Below are 18,503 nucleotides of genomic sequence, written 5' to 3' on the forward strand. Positions count from 1 at the left end.
TTCCTAGCCGCGTTTCGGCGAAATAAGCACCCGCCCCAGCACGTCGATCTCGTCCAAGGCCTTGCCCGTGCCCCGAGCCACGCAGGTAAGCGGGTCTTCGGCCACGTGCACCGGCATGCCGGTCTCGTTTTGCAGCAGGGTATCGATGCCTTTAAGGAGCGAGCCGCCACCCGCCATCACAATACCGCGGTCCATAATGTCGGCGGCCAGCTCCGGCGGCGTCTTCTCGAGGGTGACCTTTACCGCCTCGACGATCGCCGCCACCGGCTCCGCCAGCGCTTCATGCACCTCTTCCGCCGTTATCCGGATGGTCTTCGGCAGCCCGGTAACCAGGTCGCGGCCCCGGATGTCCTGCTCGGCGTCCTTGATCTCCGGTGTGATGTAGGCCGACCCCAGGTTTATCTTAATCTCTTCCCCGGTGCGCTCGCCGATCATCAGGTTATAAGCGCGCTTGATGTACTGGACGATGGCCTCGTCCATCTCGTCGCCGCCGATGCGGATGGAGCGGCTGGTGACGATGCCGCCCAGGGAGATCACCGCCACCTCGGTGGTACCGCCGCCGATATCCACGATCATGTTCCCGGTGGGCTCGTGCACCGGCAACTCGGCGCCGATGGCGGCCGCCATGGGCTCTTCGATGAGATGCGCCTCGCGTGCCCCGGACTGCAGGGTGGCATCGAGCACGGCGCGCTTCTCCACCTCGGTGACACCGGAAGGAATGCTCACTATGACCCGCGGTTTAATGATGCCGCGGGAACGGTTGGCTTTGGTGATAAAGTGCCGCAGCATGGCCTGGGTCACGTCAAAATCGGCGATGACGCCGTCCTTCATCGGGCGGATGGCGATGATGTTTCCGGGCGTGCGCCCGATCATCTGTTTGGCCTCGTCGCCGACGGCCAGCACAGCTCCCGTGTCCCGCTGCATGGCCACCACAGAGGGCTCTTGCAGCACGATCCCGCGGTTGCGGACAAAAACCAGGGTATTGGCTGTACCCAGGTCGATTCCCATATCGCGGGAGATCTGGTTGAGGATGAAGTTCAGGGGCATTGGCTTTTGACTCCTTTCTCCGGCTACCTGCTACCCGCCAGGCTCTCCCCCGTGGTCGGGGCACCCAGGAGACCTCTTTCTTTCAAACTGACGTAACGTCCGTCCCCAATAATCACGTGATCCAGTACTTCAATGCCCAGGAGCGCCCCCGCCTCGACCAGGCGCCGCGTCAGGGTTATGTCTTCCGGACTGGGTTCCGGATCGCCGCTGGGGTGGTTATGGACCAGGATGACAGCCGCGGCGCTCTTTTTAATACAGCCTTTGAAAAGTTCCCGCGGGTGGACCAAGGCGGCGCTCAGACTGCCCACCGCCACGGTTTCCTGGGCGATCACCTGGTGCTTGCTCGTGAGCATCACCGTGCGGAAGTGCTCCCGGTCGAGCAGCCGCATTTCGTCGTGCACGAGGCGGTAAACATCGCGCGGGGTGCGAATGCCCGGGCCGCGTTCCCGGCCCTCGCGCCCGAGACGACGCCCCAGCTCCAGGGCCGCCTTCACCTGCACCGCTTTGGCCGGTCCCATGCCGGGACACTGGGCCAGTTCTTCGATGTCCGCCGTCGCCAGGTAGCGCAGCCCGCCCTCCTCGCCCTCCTGGCTAAGGAGGAGCTGCGCCACCTCGAGCGCCGTATAGCCGCGCTGGCCCGTGCGCAGGATTATCGCCAAAAGCTCCGCCGTCGACAGGTTCTCAGCGCCGAGCGCCGCCAGACGTTCGCGCGGCCGGCTGTCCGGCGGCAGCTCCTTTAACGTCAGGTGATACTCCGCGCCCAGCTTTCTTCGCCTCCTCCCAGATGTCAACGCCGAACTCCCCCAGGAGCGCCGCCAAGGTCACCAGCGGTAGGCCCACCACATTGTAAAAGCAGCCTTCGATGCGCTCCACCAGAAGCGCACCCTTCCCCTGCACTCCATAAGCGCCGGCTTTATCCAGCGGCTCGCCGGTGGCCGCGTACGCTGCGATCTCGCCCGCGCTGAGCGAGCGGAACTTCACCCGTGTGCGCTGGTGGGCGCTCACGGTTTTGCCGGCCGCCGGATCGATAACGGCTACGCCGGTGAACACCTCGTGCCAGCGCCCGGACAGGGCCCGCAGCATGGCCTGCGCCTCTGCCTCATCCTGCGGCTTGCCGAGGATCCGCCCCTCCAGGACAACAATGGTGTCGGCGCCGATAACCAGTCTTCCTTCTCGTTCGCTGAGCTTCCCGGCCACCGCCGCCGCCTTGCGACGGGCCAGCTCTTGCACCAGCGCGCCAGGTGCCCGCCCGTTCTCCACCTCTTCCGAAGCGGCACTGGGCACCACCCGAAAGCTAAGCCCGAGGCCCGCCAAGAGGGCCCGGCGCCGCGGCGAGGCCGAAGCCAGGATCAGTTCCCGCATCCCTTCTACGCCCCGACTTCCGCGCTAAAGCTGCCGGTAAAGGAGGTACCCGAGGAGGATACCGATCACCCCGGCTACAGTTATCCGCAGGCTAAGGCCGATAGTCAATTGCAGGACACTGAGGTTGAGCGTGGTCGGGCTGAAGCCGACGGTTTCGCCGAGGGCCAGAAAAGGCAGGTACCTGGTAAACACCTGGCCCAGCGCGCCGCCGATTAGCGCACCGGCCACGAGCAGCACCACCAGAAGACCGGTGCTCCGGTATCTCCGCACTACAATCAATCCTCCTTCGGGAAGTCGGGTCCATCTCTATCACATATTCCACGCTTTGGGGACAACTCCTCTTAATGGATCTTTTTTCCACCGGTAGCTGCTTGCTGCCGGAGGAAAAAGCCGCAGCACGTAGCCGGCCGTAATCCCGATGAAGCACCCGGTGGGCAGGGCAAAGAGGAGCAGGTAGGGCAGGTAAAAGAAGATGCCCAAGTGTTGAATCAAAAGCGCCGCCAGCAAAAGCTGGGACACATTGTGCGCCACGGCGCCCAGGACGCTTACACCCATGATGCTGAGCACGCGCCTGCCCAGGCGAAAGGCCAGCATCATTACCAGCGTGCTGCCGACCGCTCCGGCCAGGCTGAGAAAGAAGGTGGTGGTAAGGAGCGTGCCGCCCAGGAGCGAACCGAGGAGCACCCGCAGGCCTACCACCCACCAGGTGGCTCCGGGCCCGTACAGCGCCAGTGCCAGCAGCGTGACCAGGTTTGCCAGCCCGAGCTTCGCTCCGGGCAGGGCACCCAAAGCAGGCAGCAGCCCTTCAAAAACGTGTAGGGCCGTACCCCCCGCCACCAGAAGCGACAGGTGGAGCAGCCTTCGCGTTTGACCCCCCATGCACGACATCCTCTCTCGCTCACTTTATTGCGTCAACGCATCGTAACCCTGCTTTTGTGCGCCTCCTTCCACGTGCACCACCACATGGTTCGGTACGCAGACAATGGCCTCGCCCGGCGCGCTGATCCAGCCGCGGGCAACGCAGACCTTGTCGGGGCAGGGAGAACTTACCATTCTAACCTTATTCTCTCCGCCCTCAATAACGCTATACCCGAGCGGGCCCCGGACCCGGCGCCGCTCGCCGGCGCGCAGGTTCGCCAGGGGAAAGCGTTCGACCTCCTTGCCGTCCACTTCCACCACCACCTGTGCCACAGCGGGCGACGGCGCCGCCTGGCGCCGCAGGGCCAAGAACCCGAACGCTCCCAGTGCCACGACAAGCACCAGGACCAGGATGAGTTTATCGCCCCGCGTCACCGGTGCCACCCTCTCTCCGGACCACCTCGAGGCGGTCTTCCAGATTGCCGGTGGAAACGATCTTCTCGTCCGGTGTCACCACTACCGCCTCCAGTCTTCCCAGCCGGCGGATCAGCGCCAGCCCCTTTTCCGGTCCCAGGACAAACACGGCGGTCGAGAGCACGTCCGCTTCGGCGCTGTTCTGGCCGACGATGGTGGCGGAAATGGCGCGGCGCGCCGGCCTGCCGGTACGGGGATCAAAGATGTGGTGGTAGCGCACCCCGTCCTTTATAAAATAACGTTCGTAGTCCCCGGAGGTTACCAGGGTCAGGTCCTCGCTGGGCAGCACCGCCAAGAGCTCGCCGCCGTGCTCGGGACGGGGATTGCGAATGCCGATGCGCCACGGCCGGCCGTCGGGGCGGCTGCCTATGGCCCAGATGTTGCCCCCGGCGTCGATAAGGGCGGAACGGATGCCGTGTTCCCGGAGCACCTCCCGCGCCCGGTCAGCCCCGTAACCCTTGGCGACCCCGCCCAGGTCGACTCCCATGCCGGGCCGCTCAAGGTAAGCCGTCTGCGCCGCTTCGTCGAGCACCAGGTCCCGGTAGTTCACCAGCGAACGCGCCCGGGCGACGGCCTCCTCCGCAGGGACATACTTGTCTTTCTTGCCGATACCCCAGAGCTTCACCAGCGGGCGGACGGTCACATCAAAGGCTCCCTCCGACAGCTCTGAGTAACGTTGGGCCAGGGCCAGCACGTAAAAGGTCTCCGGGCTCACCTTGACAGGCCGTTTTCCGGCGTTGGCGTTGAGGCGGCTGACCTCGCTCTCGGGATCGTCGGCGTTCATTAGAGCGGAGATACGCCGCATCTCCGCCAGGGCCGCGTTCACCGCCTCCTCCGCCCCCGGTCCGTAAGCGGTGATGGTGATCACCGTGTCCATCATGAACTCAGTTTTTTCGGCCTTGGCCGCTTCCGCCCCCGCCGGCCCCCGGCCGCGGCAACCGGCCAGCAGGGCCACGGCCAGAAGGAGGGCCGGGAGCTTAAGGCGCCGTGGTTTCACTCAGCGTTCACCCTTTAATCTGAATTCCTTCCCAGTTTACCCTAAGCGGGGCGCCACCAGTCGCGCCCCGCCTTACCGTACATCAATTGGGTCAGGTCTCGCGCCCGACGGAGAACCTGCCTGCACCTCCCAGCCGCCTCTTCGAAAGGACGCTGCGCCGGCGGACCTCTCCAGGCGCAGACCTGACGCTTTACCTCTATTGGGTCAGGTCTCGCGCCCGACGCCGGAGCCCGCCTGTACCTCCCAGCCGCCTCTTCGAAAGGACGCTGCGCCGGCGGACCTTTCCAGGCGCAGACCTGACGCTTTACCTCTATTGGGTCAGGTCTCGCGCCCGACGCCGGAGCCCACCCGTACCTCCCAGCCGCCTCTTCGAAAGGACGCTGCGCCTGCGATCCTTTCCAGGCGCAGACCTGACGCTTTACCTCTATTGGGTCAGGTCTCGCGCCCGACGGAGAACCTGCCTGCACCTCTTCAGCCGTCTCTTCGAAAGGACGCTGCGCCGGCGGACCTCTCCAGGCGCAGACCTGACGCTTTACCTCTATTGGGTCAGGTCTCGCGCCCGACGCCGGAGCCCACCCGTACCTCCCAGCCGCCTCTTCGAAAGGACGCTGCGCCTGCGATCCTTTCCAGGCGCAGACCTGACGCTTTACCTCTATTGGGTCAGGTCTCGCGCCCGACGGAGAACCTGCCCGTACCTCCCAGCCGTCTCTTCGAAAGGACGCTGCGCCTGCGAACCTCTGCCGCAGACCTGACTTCATCAGTTAGCAGCTGCTTGCTTTTCCTGCGCCTGCTCGTTCACAATGATCTTCTGCGGGCACTTCTCGGCGCAGCGGCCGCAGTTGCTGCACTTGGCGTAGTCGATCCGCGCCAGGTTATCTGCGACGTGAATGGCATCAGACTCGCACGTCTTCTCACAGATGCGGCAGGCAATGCAGCCTACGCGGCACACCTGGCGCACCTCGCGCCCCGGCGCCTTGGAGCTGCAGGCCACAAAGACCTTGGCGTGCGCCGGCACCAGCGCGAGCACACCCTTGGGGCAGGTTTTGACGCAGATGCCGCAGCCGGTGCATTTTTCCTTATCTACTACAGGAAGCCCATCCGGGCCGAGGCTGAGCGCCCCGAAGGGGCAGGCGCGCACGCAGTTGCCGAGGCCCACACAGCCGAAGCTGCACGCCTTGCCGCCCGAGCCGAAAGCCGCCGCGCTGCGGCAGTCGGTCAGGCCCTCGTACTTGGCGCGCTGCACCGCCGCACCGTGGCCCCCACGGCAGAGCAGGTGGGCGATCCGGCGTTCCTCGTCCCCGGCTGCCTGGACGCCCATTATCTCCGCCACCCTGGCCGCCACAGCCGCTCCGCCCACTTTACACCCGTTTACGGGCGCCTCGCCCTTGGCGATGGCCGCGGCCAGACCGCTGCAGCCCGGGAAGCCGCAGGCGCCGCAGTTGGCACCCGGCAGCACCTCGGTGATTTCAACGGCCTTCGGGTCCTTTTCCACGGCAAACTTACGCGCCGCGACCCCGAGCAGTACGCCGAAGACGAGGCCGAGGCCGCCCAGGCTGAGAATTGCTTCCACCATCTTTTCTCACCCCTTACGTTAAAAGAGAATGCCGCGGAAAAGCCCCTGGAAACCGAAGAAGGCGATGGACATAAGGCCCGTCGAAACCAGTGCAATGGGAAAGCCCCGCATGCTGGGCGGGATGTCAATAAAGGCCCAGCGCTCGCGGATGCCGGCGAACAGGAGGATGGCCAGGGTCCAACCAACGGCGCTGGCGCCGCCGTTGATGACGGCTTCCAGGAAGTTGTAGCCCTCGGTGACGTTAAGCAGCGCCACGCCCAGCACAGCGCAGTTGGTGGTGATGAGCGGCAGGTAAATGCCCAGGGCCTGGTAGAGCACCGGGCTGATCTTCATGATCACCATCTCGACAAACTGCACCAGGGCGGCAATCACCAGGATGAACGCAATGGTCTGCATGTATTCCAGGTGGAGCGGAACCAGGATGAAATACTGAACCAGCCAGGCCACCGCGGAAGCCATGGTCATAACAAAGATAACCGCCATGCCCATGCCCGTGGCCGTCTCCAGCTGCTTGGACACCCCAAGGAAGGGGCAGAGCCCCAGGAAACGGCTGAAGATGTAGTTGTTAATGAAGATCCCGCCGATGATTATCGCCAGGTAATGCATGCTTCACCCCTCCGTTTTCGGGGTCAGGTTTGAGCGCCCTCCGGAAGAAAGCTGCACCTTCGTACGGGTGCAGGCACAAACCTGACGCCGTTCCTCTATACTTCGCCGGTCTTATGCGTTAAAAGGTTCAAGGCCCCGAGAAGAAACCCCAGCGTGACAAAGGCCCCCGGCGGCAGGATCATGACAATGGCGGGTTCGAAAGCAGCCGGTAGAACCCGCAGTCCCCACCAGGTACCGTTGCCGAGCACCTCCCGGATGGTGCCCAGCACCAGCAAGGCCAGTGTAAAGCCGAGCCCCATTCCAAGCCCATCGGCCGTGGACGGCAGTACGGCGTTCTTGCTGGCGAAAGCCTCGGCGCGCGCCAGAATAATACAGTTCACCACAATCAGCGGCACAAACACGCCCAGCTTGGCGTGAATATCCGGCTGAATAGCCTTTAACGTTAGATCGGCAATGGTGGTGAAAGTGGCGATAACGACGATGAAAACCGGAATACGAATCTGGTCCGGGGTCACCTTGCGCAGCAGGGAGACCAGGATGTTAGAAGCGGTCAAGACGAAAATCACGGCGATTCCCATCCAAAAGCCGTTCGCCACCGCTGTGGTCACGGCCAGCGGTGCGCACATGCCGATAACCAACCTCAGGGTGGGGTTTTCATTGATGATGCCGTTCGCGAAGGTCGCCCAGAGCTTTCCCACTTTCTCCTACCTCCTTGTTACGCCCGGGCCCGAGAAACGCCGTAAACGCGCGGCACAGCCCAGCGGTCAATGAAAGGCACTACCAGATTCATCAAGAGGATGGAGTAGGATACGCCCTCGGGGTAGCCGCCCCAGAGGCGGATGAGCACCGTGATAAACCCGCAGCCGATGCCGAAGATGAGCCGGCCCTTGGGCGTGATCGGCGATGTAACGTAGTCGGTGGCCATAAAGAAGGCCCCCAAGATGAGTCCGCCTGCCAGCACATGATACAGGGGATCGCCCGTGAGCAGGCCGCCCTTACCGCCAAAGACCCAGGTGAGAAGGGCTACCGTACCGATGAAGCTGACGGGCGTGCGCCAATCGATGACCTTCTGCCAGATGAGGTAGGCGCCGCCCACGAGAAGCGCCAGGGCCGAGGTCTCGCCCAGCACCCCGCCCACGTTGCCGATGAACAGGTCAAGGTAGGACGGCAGCGTGCCGGCGGCCGTCCCCTTGAGGATGGCCAGCGGCGTCGCCGCCGTAACGGAATCGAGCGGCACGGGGAACTTGCCGGTCATGTGCTGGGGCCAGGCCGCCAGCATGAAGGCGCGCGCCGCCAGCGCCGGGTTCACGAAGTTGGCCCCCAGCCCGCCAAAGGTCTGCTTGACCACGGCAATGGCAAAGGCGGCACCGATGGCCACCAGCCACCAGGGTGCGTCGGCCGGGACGTTGAAGGCCAAAAGCAGCCCGGTCACAGCCGCGCTCCCGTCGGCGACGGTCACCTCTTTGCCCAGCGCCTTCTGCACCAGGGCTTCCGTAAGCACCGCGCTCGCAACGCCCACTGCCATGAGCACCAGCGAACGGAAGCCAAAAAAGTATACGCTGACTACCGCTGCCGGCAGCAGGGCCACAAGCACCTGCCACATCAGCTTATCCACCGTCTCCTCCGCCCGGATGTGCGGGGAAGACGCCACCACGAGCTTTTCCAAGCTTGGCATGGCCGTTTTCTCCTCCATTCCCTGCTCCCTCCTACTTACGGCGCCGCCGCGCTAAAACCTCGGCCTTCCCCAGGCGCAGGGCCGGCACCAGGTGCCGCTTGGACGGGCACACGTAGGCGCAGGAGCCGCACTCGATGCAGTCCTGCACATGGTACTCCTCCGCCCGGTCCCACATCTCCTTGCGGCAGAACTGATCCAGGAAGGTCGGTATCAGACCGATGGGGCAGGCATCCACACAGCGCCCGCAGCGGATGCAGGCCCGCTCCGGTGGAATCTCAGCCTCCGCCGGCGTCAGAAGGAGAATGCCTGAGGTACCTTTGATCACCGGGACGTCGGTGGTGGGTAAGGCAATCCCCATCATCGGCCCGCCGGAGATCACCTTCCCCACCTCGCCCTCCAGGCCGCAGTAGGCCAGGAGATCGCTGAAGAGGGTCCCCAGCCGCACCTTCAGGTTCCGCGGAGCCTTAAGCGGCGTGCCGGTTACCGTTACCACGCGCTCCACCAGCGGCCGGCCGCTCTCGATGGCCGTCGCCAGGGCATAGGTGGTGCCCACGTTCTGCACCAGGGCGCCGGCATCCACCGGCAGGCCGCCGGAGGGCACCTCCCGCCCCAAGATGGCCTTGATGAGTTGTTTCTCCGAACCCTGCGGGTACTTGGTAAGAAGCGGCACAACCTCGACGTTCCCCTCGCCGGCGGCCGCCGCCTTAAGGGCGCTGATGGCCTCGGGCTTGTTGTTCTCAATGCCGATGTAGCCGCGCTCAGCCCCTGTAACCTTAAGCCAGGCCCTAAGACCCAGGATGATCTTCTCCGGCTCCTCCGTCATCAGGCGCTGGTCGCAGGTGAGGTAGGGTTCGCACTCAGCGCCGTTGATGATGACGCTGTCGAAGGTTTTACCCGGCGGCGGCGACACCTTGACGTGCGCAGGGAACATGGCCCCGCCCATGCCGACCAGCCCCGCCTCGCGGATGAGGGCCTTGAGGTCCTCCACCGTGAGCCCGTCCAGGGCGTGGCCCTTTGTTTCCACCCAGGTGTCGCTCTCGTCGCCCTCGATCACCACCGCGGGTGCCTCGCGCCCGGTGGGGAGAAGGTGCGTCTCAATTGCCGTCACCTTGCCGGAGATGCTGGCGTGCACCGGAGCAGAAACGAAGGCCTTGCTCTCCCCGATTTTCTGCCCGGCCAGGACTGCGTCACCCTGTTTCACCAGCGGCTCGCAGGGTGCGCCGCCCTGCACGAGTGGAATGACCACCCGCTTAGGAAGAGGCGCGGCCTCGATGGGGCTCGCGGCCGTCCGGTCCTTCGACGGGGCCGGGTGCACCCCTCCCAGAAAAGTCCTCAGCTCCATGGTCTCTCCTTCACCCCTTCAGACTATAAAACGTTGTTATACTTCGATCAAACTCTCTATACTTCGGCACCCATTAAGCCAAATCCTTTTTTGGTCCGGAGAAAATTAACCAGGTCCCGCTTGGCAGCGGCTTTTAACCTTGTCCATTATAACATAAAAACCCCGCTCGCTGACCACCTGAGATTCTCCCAGTTTTCACGCACGCTGGGAGAAAAGGGGGAAAAAAGAGGACGGCCGCAAGGGCCGTCCTTTGCACGCGGTAGGCTGCACGGCAGGCTTTTAAAAGCGGGGTCGCGGCGTGTAGTGGGTGTGCAGGAGTTCGTGAGCCTTCTCAGAAAGGGGTGCGCCCAGGTACTCCTCGTAAAGGGTCTTCACCGCCGGGTTCTCGTGCGACTTTCTAAGCGGCATAGCCGCATCCACTTCGTAAATAGCCTTAATCCGCGCTGCGCGCTTCTTACGGTCCACCGGGACAGGCTGCCCGCCGCCGCCGATGCAGCCGCCGGGGCAGCACATGATCTCCACGAACTGCCAGTCGGCCTCGCCGGCCTTGATCTTCTCCAGCACCTTTTTGGCGTTGGCCAGGCCGTGGGCCACGGCTACCTTCACAGTCTTACCGTCCAGGTCCACCGCCGCTTCCTTCACGCCCTCGAGGCCGCGGACGGCGGTGAAGTCAAGGTTCTCCAAGGTTTTCCCGGTCACGACCTCATAAACCGTCCTGAGGGCCGCCTCCATCACGCCGCCCGTCGCGCCAAAGATGGCGCCGGCGCCGGTGGAGATACCAAGGGGCGCGTCGTATTCTTCCTCCGGCAGGCTTTCGAATTCGACGCCGGCCTCCTTCAGCATCCGGGCGAGCTCCCGCGTGGTAAGGACGGCGTCGACGTCGGCCGTACCGCTCGCCGTCATCTCCGGCCGCTGGGCCTCAAACTTCTTGGCCGTGCACGGCATGATGGAGACCACATAGATGTCCTCGGGTTTAAGACTCATCTTTTCGGCGTAATAGGTCTTGGTCACCGCCCCGAACATCTGCTGCGGGGACTTACAGGTGGAGAGGTTGGACAGGAGCTCCGGGTAGAAGTGCTCGCAGTACTTGATCCAACCGGGGCTGCAAGAGGTGATAAGGGGCAGGGTGCCGCCTTCCTTGAGCCGCTCGAGAAGCTCGTGGCCTTCTTCCATAATCGTAAGGTCAGCGGAAAAGTCGGTGTCGAAGACGCGGTCGAAGCCGAGCCGCCTGAGCGCCGCCACCATCTTGCCGGTGACGACGGACCCGGGTGCCATCCCCATGGCCTCGCCCACCGAGACGCGCGTGGCCGGCGCCGTCTGCACCACCACGTGCTTCTTGGGATCGCCCAGGGCCTGCCACACCTCGTCCACGTAGCTCTTTTCTGTGATGGCGCCGGTGGGGCAGACGGTGGAACACTGGCCGCAGGTTACACAGGCCACGTCCGCCAGGTTGCGGTTAAACAGCGGCAGCACCAATGTATCCCAGCCGCGGCCGACATAGCCCAGGGCATCTACGCCCTGCACCTCGGAGCACATGCGCACGCAACGGCCGCAGAGGATGCACTTGTTGGGGTCGCGCACCAGGGAAGGGCTGGAGGTATCCTTCGGCACGTCGCGCTTCTCGCCCTGGTAGCGCACTTCGCGCACGCCCAGATCGTGGGCCAGGGTTTGCAGCTCGCAGTTGCCGCTCTTTTCGCAGGTGAGGCACTCAAAGGGGTGGTTCGCCAAGAGGAGTTCCAGCGCCGTGCGGCGCGCTTCACGGACAAAGGGGGTGTTGGTGTGCACCTCCATGCCGTTCGCTGCCGGCATCACGCAGGAGGCCACCAGGCTCTTCGCGCCTTTCACCTCCACCACGCAGAGGCGGCACGCTCCCTCCGGCCTCAGTTCCGGGTGCCAGCAGAGGGTGGGGATCTTAAAGCCGGCCGCCTGGGCCGCCTCCAGCACGGTCGCGCCCTTAGGGGCCTGAACCTCCTGGCCGTCTATGGTCAAGGTGATGGTTTCCATGTTTCACACTCCTTCTCCGCTTTTAACCCCGGACAACAGCGCCGAAGGGACAACGCTCCGCGCAGGCGCCGCACTTGATGCACTTGTCCGGATCAATGACGTGGACCTCTTTCCTGGTCCCGCTGATGGCCCCCGCCGGGCAGACCTTGGTGCAGGCGGTGCAGCCGCGGCAAAGCTCGGGCTTGATGCGGTACACCAGAAGCGCCGTGCAGACACCGGCCGGGCAGCGCTTCTCGCGGATGTGGGTCTCATACTCATCGCGGAAGTAACGGAGGGTGGAAAGAATCGGGTTGGGCGCCGTCTGCCCCAGGCCGCAGAGAGCGCTCTGCTTCACCACGAGCGCGGTGCGCTCCAAGAGGTCGAGATCTTCCGGTTCACCTTTCCCGGCGGCAATCCGGTCCAGGATCTCCAGCATGCGCTTTATGCCCTCCCGGCAGGGAGTGCATTTGCCGCAGGACTCAGAGCGGGTGAAATTAAGGAAGAAGCGCGCCACGTCCACGATGCAGGTGTCCTCGTCCATCACCACCAGGCCGCCGGAACCCATGATGGCGCCGGCACCGGTAAGGGACTCGTAGTCCACCGGCAGGTCAAGCTGGCTCTCGGGGAGACAGCCGCCCGAGGGGCCGCCGATCTGCACGGCCTTGAACTTCTTGCCATTGGGGATGCCCCCGCCGATGTCGAAGATGATCTCGCGCAGGGTGATGCCCATGGGCACCTCCACCAAACCGGTGTTGCGCACCTTGCCGGTGAGGGCGAAGACCTTGGTGCCCTTGCTCTTTTCCGTACCCATGGCGGCATACCAGTCGCCGCCCTTGAGGATGATGTCCGGGATGTTGGCCCACGTCTCAACGTTGTTGATGTTGGTAGGCTTGTCCCAGAGGCCCTGGTTGGCCGGGAAAGGCGGCCGCGGGCGCGGCATACCGCGCTGGCCCATGATGGAAGCCATGAGCGCCGTCTCTTCGCCGCAGACAAACGCCCCGGCGCCTTCCTTAATATGAATGCGGAAGGAAAAGCCGCTTCCTAAGATGTTGTCGCCCAGGAGGCCCAGCTCTTCGGCCTGCTGGGTGGCGATGCGCAGGCGTTTCACCGCCAGCGGGTACTCGGCCCGGACATAGATGTAGCCTTCGCTGGCGCCGATGGCGTAGGCGCCGATGATCATGCCCTCGAGAACGCGGTGGGGGTCGCCCTCCATGACGCTGCGGTCCATGAACGCCCCGGGGTCACCCTCGTCGCCGTTGCAGATGATATACTTCGGTTCGCCCACAGCCTTGCGGCAGAACTCCCACTTCAGCCCGGTAGGGAAGCCGGCGCCGCCGCGGCCCCTGAGGCCCGACTTCTTGACCTCTGCAATTACCTCTTCCGGCTTCATACCGCCCAGCACCTTGGCCAGGGCGGCATAGCCGTCGCGGGCAATGTACTCTTCGATCCGTTCCGGGTTGATATAACCGCAGTTTTGGAGTACCACCCGGTGCTGCTTGTGATAGAAGGGGAGGTCGCCGTAGTGGGGCACCTTCTCCTCGGTGAGCGGCTCCTTGTAAAGCAGGCGCTGGACAATGCGGCCCTTGAGGAGGTGTTCCTCCACGATGTCCGTCACGTCGTCCGGCGTGACGTGGGTGTACATGGTCCCCTCCGGGTAAACGATCACCAGCGGGCCCATCTCGCAGAGGCCGTGGCAACCGGTGGTGACGACCTTAACCTCTTTATCCAGTCCCTTGGCAGTCAGTTCCTTCTCCAGCCTGGCCCGGATCTCCGGCGAGCCGCCCGAGGTGCAACCGGTGCCGCCACAGACCAGGACATGGGCACGGAATAGATCCATCGCTTAAACCTCCCTTAGCCCTACTCAGTTCGCTACGCGTCAGTTGGCCCGGCCGACCACCAGGTCTTCCACGATGCGGCCGTTGACCACGTGCTCGCCGATGATGCGCGGCACATCGCGCGGTGTCACGTGGCCGTAGGTGATGCGTTTCTCCCCCGGCCGGATAACGTCCACCAGGGGCTCCTTCTCGCACATGCCGATGCACCCCGTCTGCAGCACCGTGGCCTTCAGGTTGCGTTTAGCCAGTTCCGCAAGAACAGCCGTCATCACCTCGCGGGCGCCGGCCGCGATGCCGCAGGTCCCCATGCCGACGATGATTTGGACCTCGCCGCCCTCGCGCGTCTCGATTTCCCTTTGCGCTTCCGCCCGCAGCCGGCGCAGGTCATCCAAGCTTTTAAGCGTCATCCTTTCCACCTCCATGTAAATTCCGCAGCGCTTCTTCCAGATACTCGCGCAGGAACACCAGCACCTTGGGTTCATTCAGCGGTAGCTCCTGGAGCTCTTCCCGGACCTTACGGGCGCCGAAGCTGAAGGTACGCCCGGCCACGGTGTGCCGGTAGGTAAGGTCCAGATTGGGCGCCCCCGCCAAAATGGTCACCAGGGTGGCCGGCAGGTCGCCCAGGGGCGGCCGATCCCAGTGCCGGAGCCGAAACGTGGCGGTGACGCGGGTCCCCTGCCCCTTTTCCGACTCAATCTTCACATCGCCCTCGCACTGGCGCGCCGTCATGGCCAGGAGCGACAGCCCCAGCCCCACCCGGCGGGTGGTGCGGGTGGTGGTAAAGGGATCCAGCACCCGGCGCACAAACTCCGGCTCCATCCCCCGCCCGTTGTCGGCGATGGTTATGGTAAGCCGGTCGGCGGCCACGTCTTCCGCAACCGTAATCGCCAGGACCGTGGCTCCAGCCGCCAGTGAGTTTTGGGCCAGGTCCAGGATATGGAGGGCGAGCTCTTCCATCTTTTATTCGTAACGGGCCAGCACACCGGCCACCTTGTCGGGGGTCATGCGGCCGTGGGTGTCCTCGTCCACCATCATCACCGGCGCCAGGCCGCAGCAGCCCAGGCAGGCCACCGGCTCGAGGCTGAAGCGCAGGTCTTTTGTGGTTTCACCCGGCTTAATCGCCAGTTCCTTTTGTACCTCCGCCAGGATTTTCGCGCCGCCTCGCACGTGGCAGGCCGTACCCTGGCAGACCCGCACCACATGCCGGCCGCGGGGTTTGAGGTGAAACTGGGCGTAAAACGTGGCCACGCCGTAAATGGTGGTGGCGGGTATGTCGAGGGCCAGGGAGATCTCTTTAATGACGTCTTCCGAGATAAACCCGTAGGCTGCCTGAACCTCCTGCAGGATGGGGATGAGGGCTCCTTTCTCCCCCGCGTGCCGGGCCAGGATTTCCTGAAGCTCCGGGTACTTAGGGCCGGCGTTGCCGCAGGCACATGCGCTCATGCCGCGTTTCCTCCTTTAGCAGTTAAACTCAGGTAACGCTTCCTCTGAAACAGCAGGTGCTTTGTCCGAGCTGGGAGCGATCACCACCTTCCGGCCGTTCTTACCCGCACAGGCCAGGGCCACTTCGGCCAGGGTTGGAGCGGCCATATAAAACCAGGTAGTATGGGAAGTAACGAAATCGCTTAAACGATGGGCATCGGATGCAGTAAGGAGGGTGTAGCCCCCTAGCTGCGGGAACTTTTGCCGTGCTGCGCCCGGTGCCAGGCGGCTCGAGATCTCGAGCGCCGCCGGCTGCAGGCCCGGCGGCACCAGCCCCAGGTTGGCCAGAAGGCTGAACGCCGGCCGGTCGACGTGCGCGGGAATGATGAGCCCGCCGGCACCCACCGCAAGGTCCCGCACCGCTTCCAGGGAGAGGGCGGTGGAAGCCAGCAGCAGCTTCTCCTCAAAGCCGAGGATGTTCTCCTCTGCGTCCACGATCACCTGGTCGCCGAAAACCTCAGGCCGGTTCTTCAGCGGCGGCAGGTGCCGCCGGATTTGCGCGCCCACGGCCGCCAGAGCGGTGAGGTCGGGGAAAAAGGCCAGCACGTGTACGTCCTCCTGCGTCTGTACCTCCATTCCCGGCAGCACCGCTATTCCCTCCGGCGCCGCGCAGGCGGCCACCGCCGGGACGTTCTCCCAAGCGTTGTGGTCGGTGATGCCGAGAAGGGTAATGCCCTGCGCCGCCGCTGCCGCCACAATCGCCCGCGGTCCCATCTCCAGTTCGGCGCAGGGCGAAAGCACGGTGTGAACGTGCAGATCAGCCTTGAGCCACTTGAGCATAACCGCCCGCCGCCTTTATCCCCAAGGCGTAGAGCCGGCCGGCCGCCTCAAACGCCGGCAGATCGGTGGTTAAAAGGGGAATGCCCTCCGCCTCGGCCTTACTCAGGGTGTCCGCCTGCGGCTCGATGCCGCCGGCGATGATGATGCCCGCCAGGCCTAAAAGGACCGCCACCGCCACAATGTTCTGGTGCGCCTGCACCGTCACCCAAACATCGCCCTCGTGCGCCCGGGCCATGACATGGCTCAGGAGATCCGAGGCGTAGCCGCCCCGCACCTCCCGCTCCAGCCCGGCGCGCCCGGCTTCAAGTTTGAGTCCCAGTTCCTGCACCGCCAGCAGGTCCGCCATTTTCACCTTTGTTTCCCCCCTTTGCTGTCTTCGTCTGGTCCATGGCCGGGGGCACCGCCCGCGCCAGGTTGTATGTCTCCTGGGCCAGGGCCATAATCCGTTCCCGGAGCTTGAAGATGCAGTCTGTCTCCAGCGCTTTACCCACCGCAATATCCTCGGCCAGGGCCCGGCAGGTGGGGGCGCCGCAGGAACCGCAGTCCAGCCCGGGCAGATGCTCGATGAGCGTCTGCACCTGCTGCAGCTTTTGCATGGCCCGCTTGAGGTCGCGGTCCAGGCGGACGATGGGCCGCGGCTGCACTTCGATGCGCGGCACCGGCACGGAAGGGAAGCCCGCCGCAGCCAGGCGCTCCGCCAGCGGCTCCCGCGGCGGCAGGTCGCGCACCAGGTGCCGCAGGCGCACCCCGGCTACAAAGCGGTTGTTGACGTTGAGGATACCGCCCACACAACCGCCCGGGCAGGCCTGCGCTTCGATGAAGTCGATGTCGCCCAGGCGGCCCAGCTCGATCTCTTCGAGCACGCTGATGACGTTGTGGATCCCATCCACAATCAGCGCATTTTCGATCCCCGCCGCCGCCACCTCTCCACCCGAAGCGCCCCAGCCGATCCCCAGGCGGTCGGCCCGGGTAAGGCAGGGCTGCTCCTGGCGCAGGTTCTCGAGCAGCCGTCCGTAAACGTCCGCCACCGCCAGCACCCGGTCCACCTCCGACGGAAGGCCGCCCACCGGGTTCTTCACCGCCGTCACCTTGGCCGGGCAAGGGCTCAGGAAGAAGATGCCGATCTTTTCGGACGGCAGGCCCGTCTCCTGCGCCGTTTTCCTGCGCATGAACGAAGCGGTCACCTGCATGGGGCTTTCGAGGGGAATGATGTGGTCCACCAGTGCCGGAAAGCGCACTTGGACAAGGCGCACCACGGCAGGGCAGGCAGAGGAGACGAGCGGGCGCAGGTGGTGGTTGGCCTGGAGGTAATCGCGTACCGCCTGCGAGACCATTTCCGCCCCGAGAGCTACCTCGCAGACGTCATCAAACCCCAAGGCCTTCACAGCCGCCAGGATGCGCGCCGGGCTTACGTTGTCCCGGAATTGCCCGTAAAGGGAGGGGGCCGTCAGCGCCACGGTGTAGCTGAAGAGAGCGAGATCCTGTAAGGAATCGCGCTCGGCGTACTTGGCATGGTTCGGGCACGCCCGGATGCACTCGCCGCAGTCGATGCAGCGCTCCTCCATGATCTCCGCCTTGCCGTGGCGCACCCGGATGGCTTCCACCGGGCACTTTTTAATGCAGTTAACGCAACCTTTACATTTCTCTTTATCCAAACGCACCGAGTGGAAGTACTCCATACCGCCCCCACCTTACGTTATCCTTATGACAATCTCTACGCGCGTGCCCACCCCTACGGTGCTGGAAATCGTTAATTCATCGGCACATTTTCGCATGTTCGGCAGGCCCATCCCGGCACCGAAGCCCAGCTCCCGGATTTCATCCGGCGCGGTGGAGTATCCTTCCTGCATGGCCAGCTCGATGTCCACGATGCCCGGCCCTTCGTCTTCCGCCACCAGAGTCACCGCCGCGGGCGTCACTTTGAGGCCCAGCCGGCCCTGGCGGGCGTGGATGATGATGTTCATCTCCGCCTCGTAGGCGCAGATACTCGCCCGCCGTACCAGTTGCGGCGGCAGGTTCAAGGCCTGAAGCACGCGTTTGATGCGGCTGGCCGCCTCGCCGGCGCGGAGAAAGTCGCGTCCCGCTATCGGCAGGGTAAGGTCATAGCTGGCGTCACTTGCCATAGCCGCCACCACGGCCCAACATACAGCCGCCCAGGCCGGCTTGAAAGAGCAGCCCGCAGGATTCATACATGGGAAAGCGCGTGAGGAACACGGGGAGGTTTTGCGCGCGTGCCAGCTCCAGCACGTCGGGGCCCGGCCGCTTGCCCCGGACAAACACAATCCCCGCCAGGTCGATGATCTCCGCCGTCCTTATCACCTGCGGGTTGGTGAGTCCGGTAAGGAGCAGGGTGCGCTCTTTAATGAAGGCCAGCACATCGCTCATGAGATCGGCCCCGCAGGCGCTTAAAACCTCCCGTTCCATGTCCGGAACCGGCACCAGCACCTCAGCCTGCAGAATGCGCACCACTTCCGCCAGCTTCATGCTTT

At 64.2% G+C, this 18,503-nt stretch carries 22 protein-coding genes; all 22 read right to left on the reverse strand.

Features of this window, described 5'->3' with window-relative positions:
* Positions 1 to 3 precede the first annotated feature (3 nt).
* Positions 4 to 1,047 (reverse strand): rod shape-determining protein, encoded by a 1,044-nt coding sequence (locus K5554_RS12955; protein ID WP_221038872.1) that lies wholly within the window; start codon positions 1,045 to 1,047, stop codon positions 4 to 6.
* Between the two features lie 23 nt (positions 1,048 to 1,070).
* Positions 1,071 to 1,838: a DNA repair protein RadC gene (gene radC / locus K5554_RS12960; protein ID WP_255565408.1), complete on the reverse strand. Its 768-nt coding sequence runs from the start codon at positions 1,836 to 1,838 to the stop codon at positions 1,071 to 1,073.
* Positions 1,729 to 2,409 (reverse strand): nucleoside triphosphate pyrophosphatase, encoded by a 681-nt coding sequence (locus K5554_RS12965; RefSeq protein ID WP_221038873.1) that lies wholly within the window; start codon positions 2,407 to 2,409, stop codon positions 1,729 to 1,731. Before K5554_RS12965 ends, radC begins: the two co-directional genes overlap by 110 nt.
* 24 nt (positions 2,410 to 2,433) lie before the next feature.
* Positions 2,434 to 2,679 (reverse strand): DUF4321 domain-containing protein, encoded by a 246-nt coding sequence (locus K5554_RS12970; protein WP_221038874.1) that lies wholly within the window; start codon positions 2,677 to 2,679, stop codon positions 2,434 to 2,436.
* Between the two features lie 39 nt (positions 2,680 to 2,718).
* Complete coding sequence (locus K5554_RS12975) at positions 2,719 to 3,288, reverse strand: Gx transporter family protein (protein ID WP_221038875.1); 570 nt, start codon at positions 3,286 to 3,288, stop codon at positions 2,719 to 2,721.
* Positions 3,289 to 3,312: 24 nt separating this feature from the next.
* Positions 3,313 to 3,702: a NusG domain II-containing protein gene (locus K5554_RS12980; RefSeq protein ID WP_221038876.1), complete on the reverse strand. Its 390-nt coding sequence runs from the start codon at positions 3,700 to 3,702 to the stop codon at positions 3,313 to 3,315.
* Complete coding sequence (locus tag K5554_RS12985) at positions 3,686 to 4,738, reverse strand: FAD:protein FMN transferase (RefSeq protein ID WP_221038877.1); 1,053 nt, start codon at positions 4,736 to 4,738, stop codon at positions 3,686 to 3,688. Before K5554_RS12985 ends, K5554_RS12980 begins: the two co-directional genes overlap by 17 nt.
* 757 nt (positions 4,739 to 5,495) lie before the next feature.
* Positions 5,496 to 6,311: an RnfABCDGE type electron transport complex subunit B gene (rnfB, locus tag K5554_RS12990; protein ID WP_221038878.1), complete on the reverse strand. Its 816-nt coding sequence runs from the start codon at positions 6,309 to 6,311 to the stop codon at positions 5,496 to 5,498.
* A gap of 18 nt (positions 6,312 to 6,329) precedes the next feature.
* Entirely contained in the window at positions 6,330 to 6,917 is a 588-nt protein-coding gene (gene rsxA, locus K5554_RS12995; RefSeq protein ID WP_221038879.1) for an electron transport complex subunit RsxA, read from the reverse strand.
* A 95-nt stretch (positions 6,918 to 7,012) separates the two neighbouring features.
* A complete protein-coding gene (gene rsxE / locus K5554_RS13000) occupies positions 7,013 to 7,615 on the reverse strand; it encodes an electron transport complex subunit RsxE (RefSeq protein ID WP_221038880.1) in 603 nt (200 codons plus the stop codon).
* Between the two features lie 17 nt (positions 7,616 to 7,632).
* Positions 7,633 to 8,610 carry an RnfABCDGE type electron transport complex subunit D gene (locus tag K5554_RS13005; protein WP_221038881.1) on the reverse strand — a complete coding sequence of 326 codons (978 nt, stop codon included), beginning with the start codon at positions 8,608 to 8,610 and terminating at the stop codon, positions 7,633 to 7,635.
* A 13-nt stretch (positions 8,611 to 8,623) separates the two neighbouring features.
* Positions 8,624 to 9,934, reverse strand: a complete 1,311-nt coding sequence (rsxC, locus tag K5554_RS13010; RefSeq protein WP_221038882.1) for an electron transport complex subunit RsxC — start codon at positions 9,932 to 9,934, stop codon at positions 8,624 to 8,626.
* 279 nt (positions 9,935 to 10,213) lie between these two features.
* Positions 10,214 to 11,938 (reverse strand): NADH-dependent [FeFe] hydrogenase, group A6, encoded by a 1,725-nt coding sequence (locus K5554_RS13015; RefSeq protein WP_221038883.1) that lies wholly within the window; start codon positions 11,936 to 11,938, stop codon positions 10,214 to 10,216.
* 22 nt (positions 11,939 to 11,960) lie between these two features.
* Positions 11,961 to 13,754 (reverse strand): NADH-quinone oxidoreductase subunit NuoF, encoded by a 1,794-nt coding sequence (gene nuoF / locus K5554_RS13020; RefSeq protein WP_221038884.1) that lies wholly within the window; start codon positions 13,752 to 13,754, stop codon positions 11,961 to 11,963.
* A gap of 39 nt (positions 13,755 to 13,793) precedes the next feature.
* The gene (locus K5554_RS13025; RefSeq protein ID WP_255565409.1) at positions 13,794 to 14,159 is read right to left on the reverse strand and encodes a ferredoxin; all 366 of its coding nucleotides are present in this window, start codon (positions 14,157 to 14,159) and stop codon (positions 13,794 to 13,796) included.
* The gene (locus tag K5554_RS13030) at positions 14,149 to 14,709 is read right to left on the reverse strand and encodes an ATP-binding protein (RefSeq protein ID WP_221038886.1); all 561 of its coding nucleotides are present in this window, start codon (positions 14,707 to 14,709) and stop codon (positions 14,149 to 14,151) included. Before K5554_RS13030 ends, K5554_RS13025 begins: the two co-directional genes overlap by 11 nt.
* Before the next feature lie 3 nt (positions 14,710 to 14,712).
* Positions 14,713 to 15,195 carry an NADH-quinone oxidoreductase subunit NuoE gene (nuoE, locus tag K5554_RS13035; protein ID WP_221038887.1) on the reverse strand — a complete coding sequence of 161 codons (483 nt, stop codon included), beginning with the start codon at positions 15,193 to 15,195 and terminating at the stop codon, positions 14,713 to 14,715.
* Between the two features lie 15 nt (positions 15,196 to 15,210).
* A complete protein-coding gene (locus K5554_RS13040; protein ID WP_221038888.1) occupies positions 15,211 to 16,014 on the reverse strand; it encodes a PHP domain-containing protein in 804 nt (267 codons plus the stop codon).
* Entirely contained in the window at positions 15,992 to 16,360 is a 369-nt protein-coding gene (locus K5554_RS13045; RefSeq protein WP_255565632.1) for a DRTGG domain-containing protein, read from the reverse strand. The genes K5554_RS13040 and K5554_RS13045 overlap by 23 nt, the downstream gene beginning before the upstream one ends.
* Positions 16,317 to 17,693, reverse strand: coding sequence for a [Fe-Fe] hydrogenase large subunit C-terminal domain-containing protein (locus K5554_RS13050; protein WP_221038890.1), 1,377 nt, complete (start codon positions 17,691 to 17,693; stop codon positions 16,317 to 16,319). The genes K5554_RS13045 and K5554_RS13050 overlap by 44 nt, the downstream gene beginning before the upstream one ends.
* A gap of 12 nt (positions 17,694 to 17,705) precedes the next feature.
* Positions 17,706 to 18,137, reverse strand: a complete 432-nt coding sequence (locus K5554_RS13055; RefSeq protein WP_221038891.1) for an ATP-binding protein — start codon at positions 18,135 to 18,137, stop codon at positions 17,706 to 17,708.
* Complete coding sequence (locus tag K5554_RS13060) at positions 18,127 to 18,498, reverse strand: DRTGG domain-containing protein (protein WP_221038892.1); 372 nt, start codon at positions 18,496 to 18,498, stop codon at positions 18,127 to 18,129. Before K5554_RS13060 ends, K5554_RS13055 begins: the two co-directional genes overlap by 11 nt.
* Between the last annotated feature and the right edge of the window lie 5 nt (positions 18,499 to 18,503).

The sequence above is a fragment of the Gelria sp. Kuro-4 genome (genome assembly GCF_019668485.1).
Lineage (GTDB): Bacteria > Bacillota > DTU030 > DUMP01 > DUMP01 > DUMP01.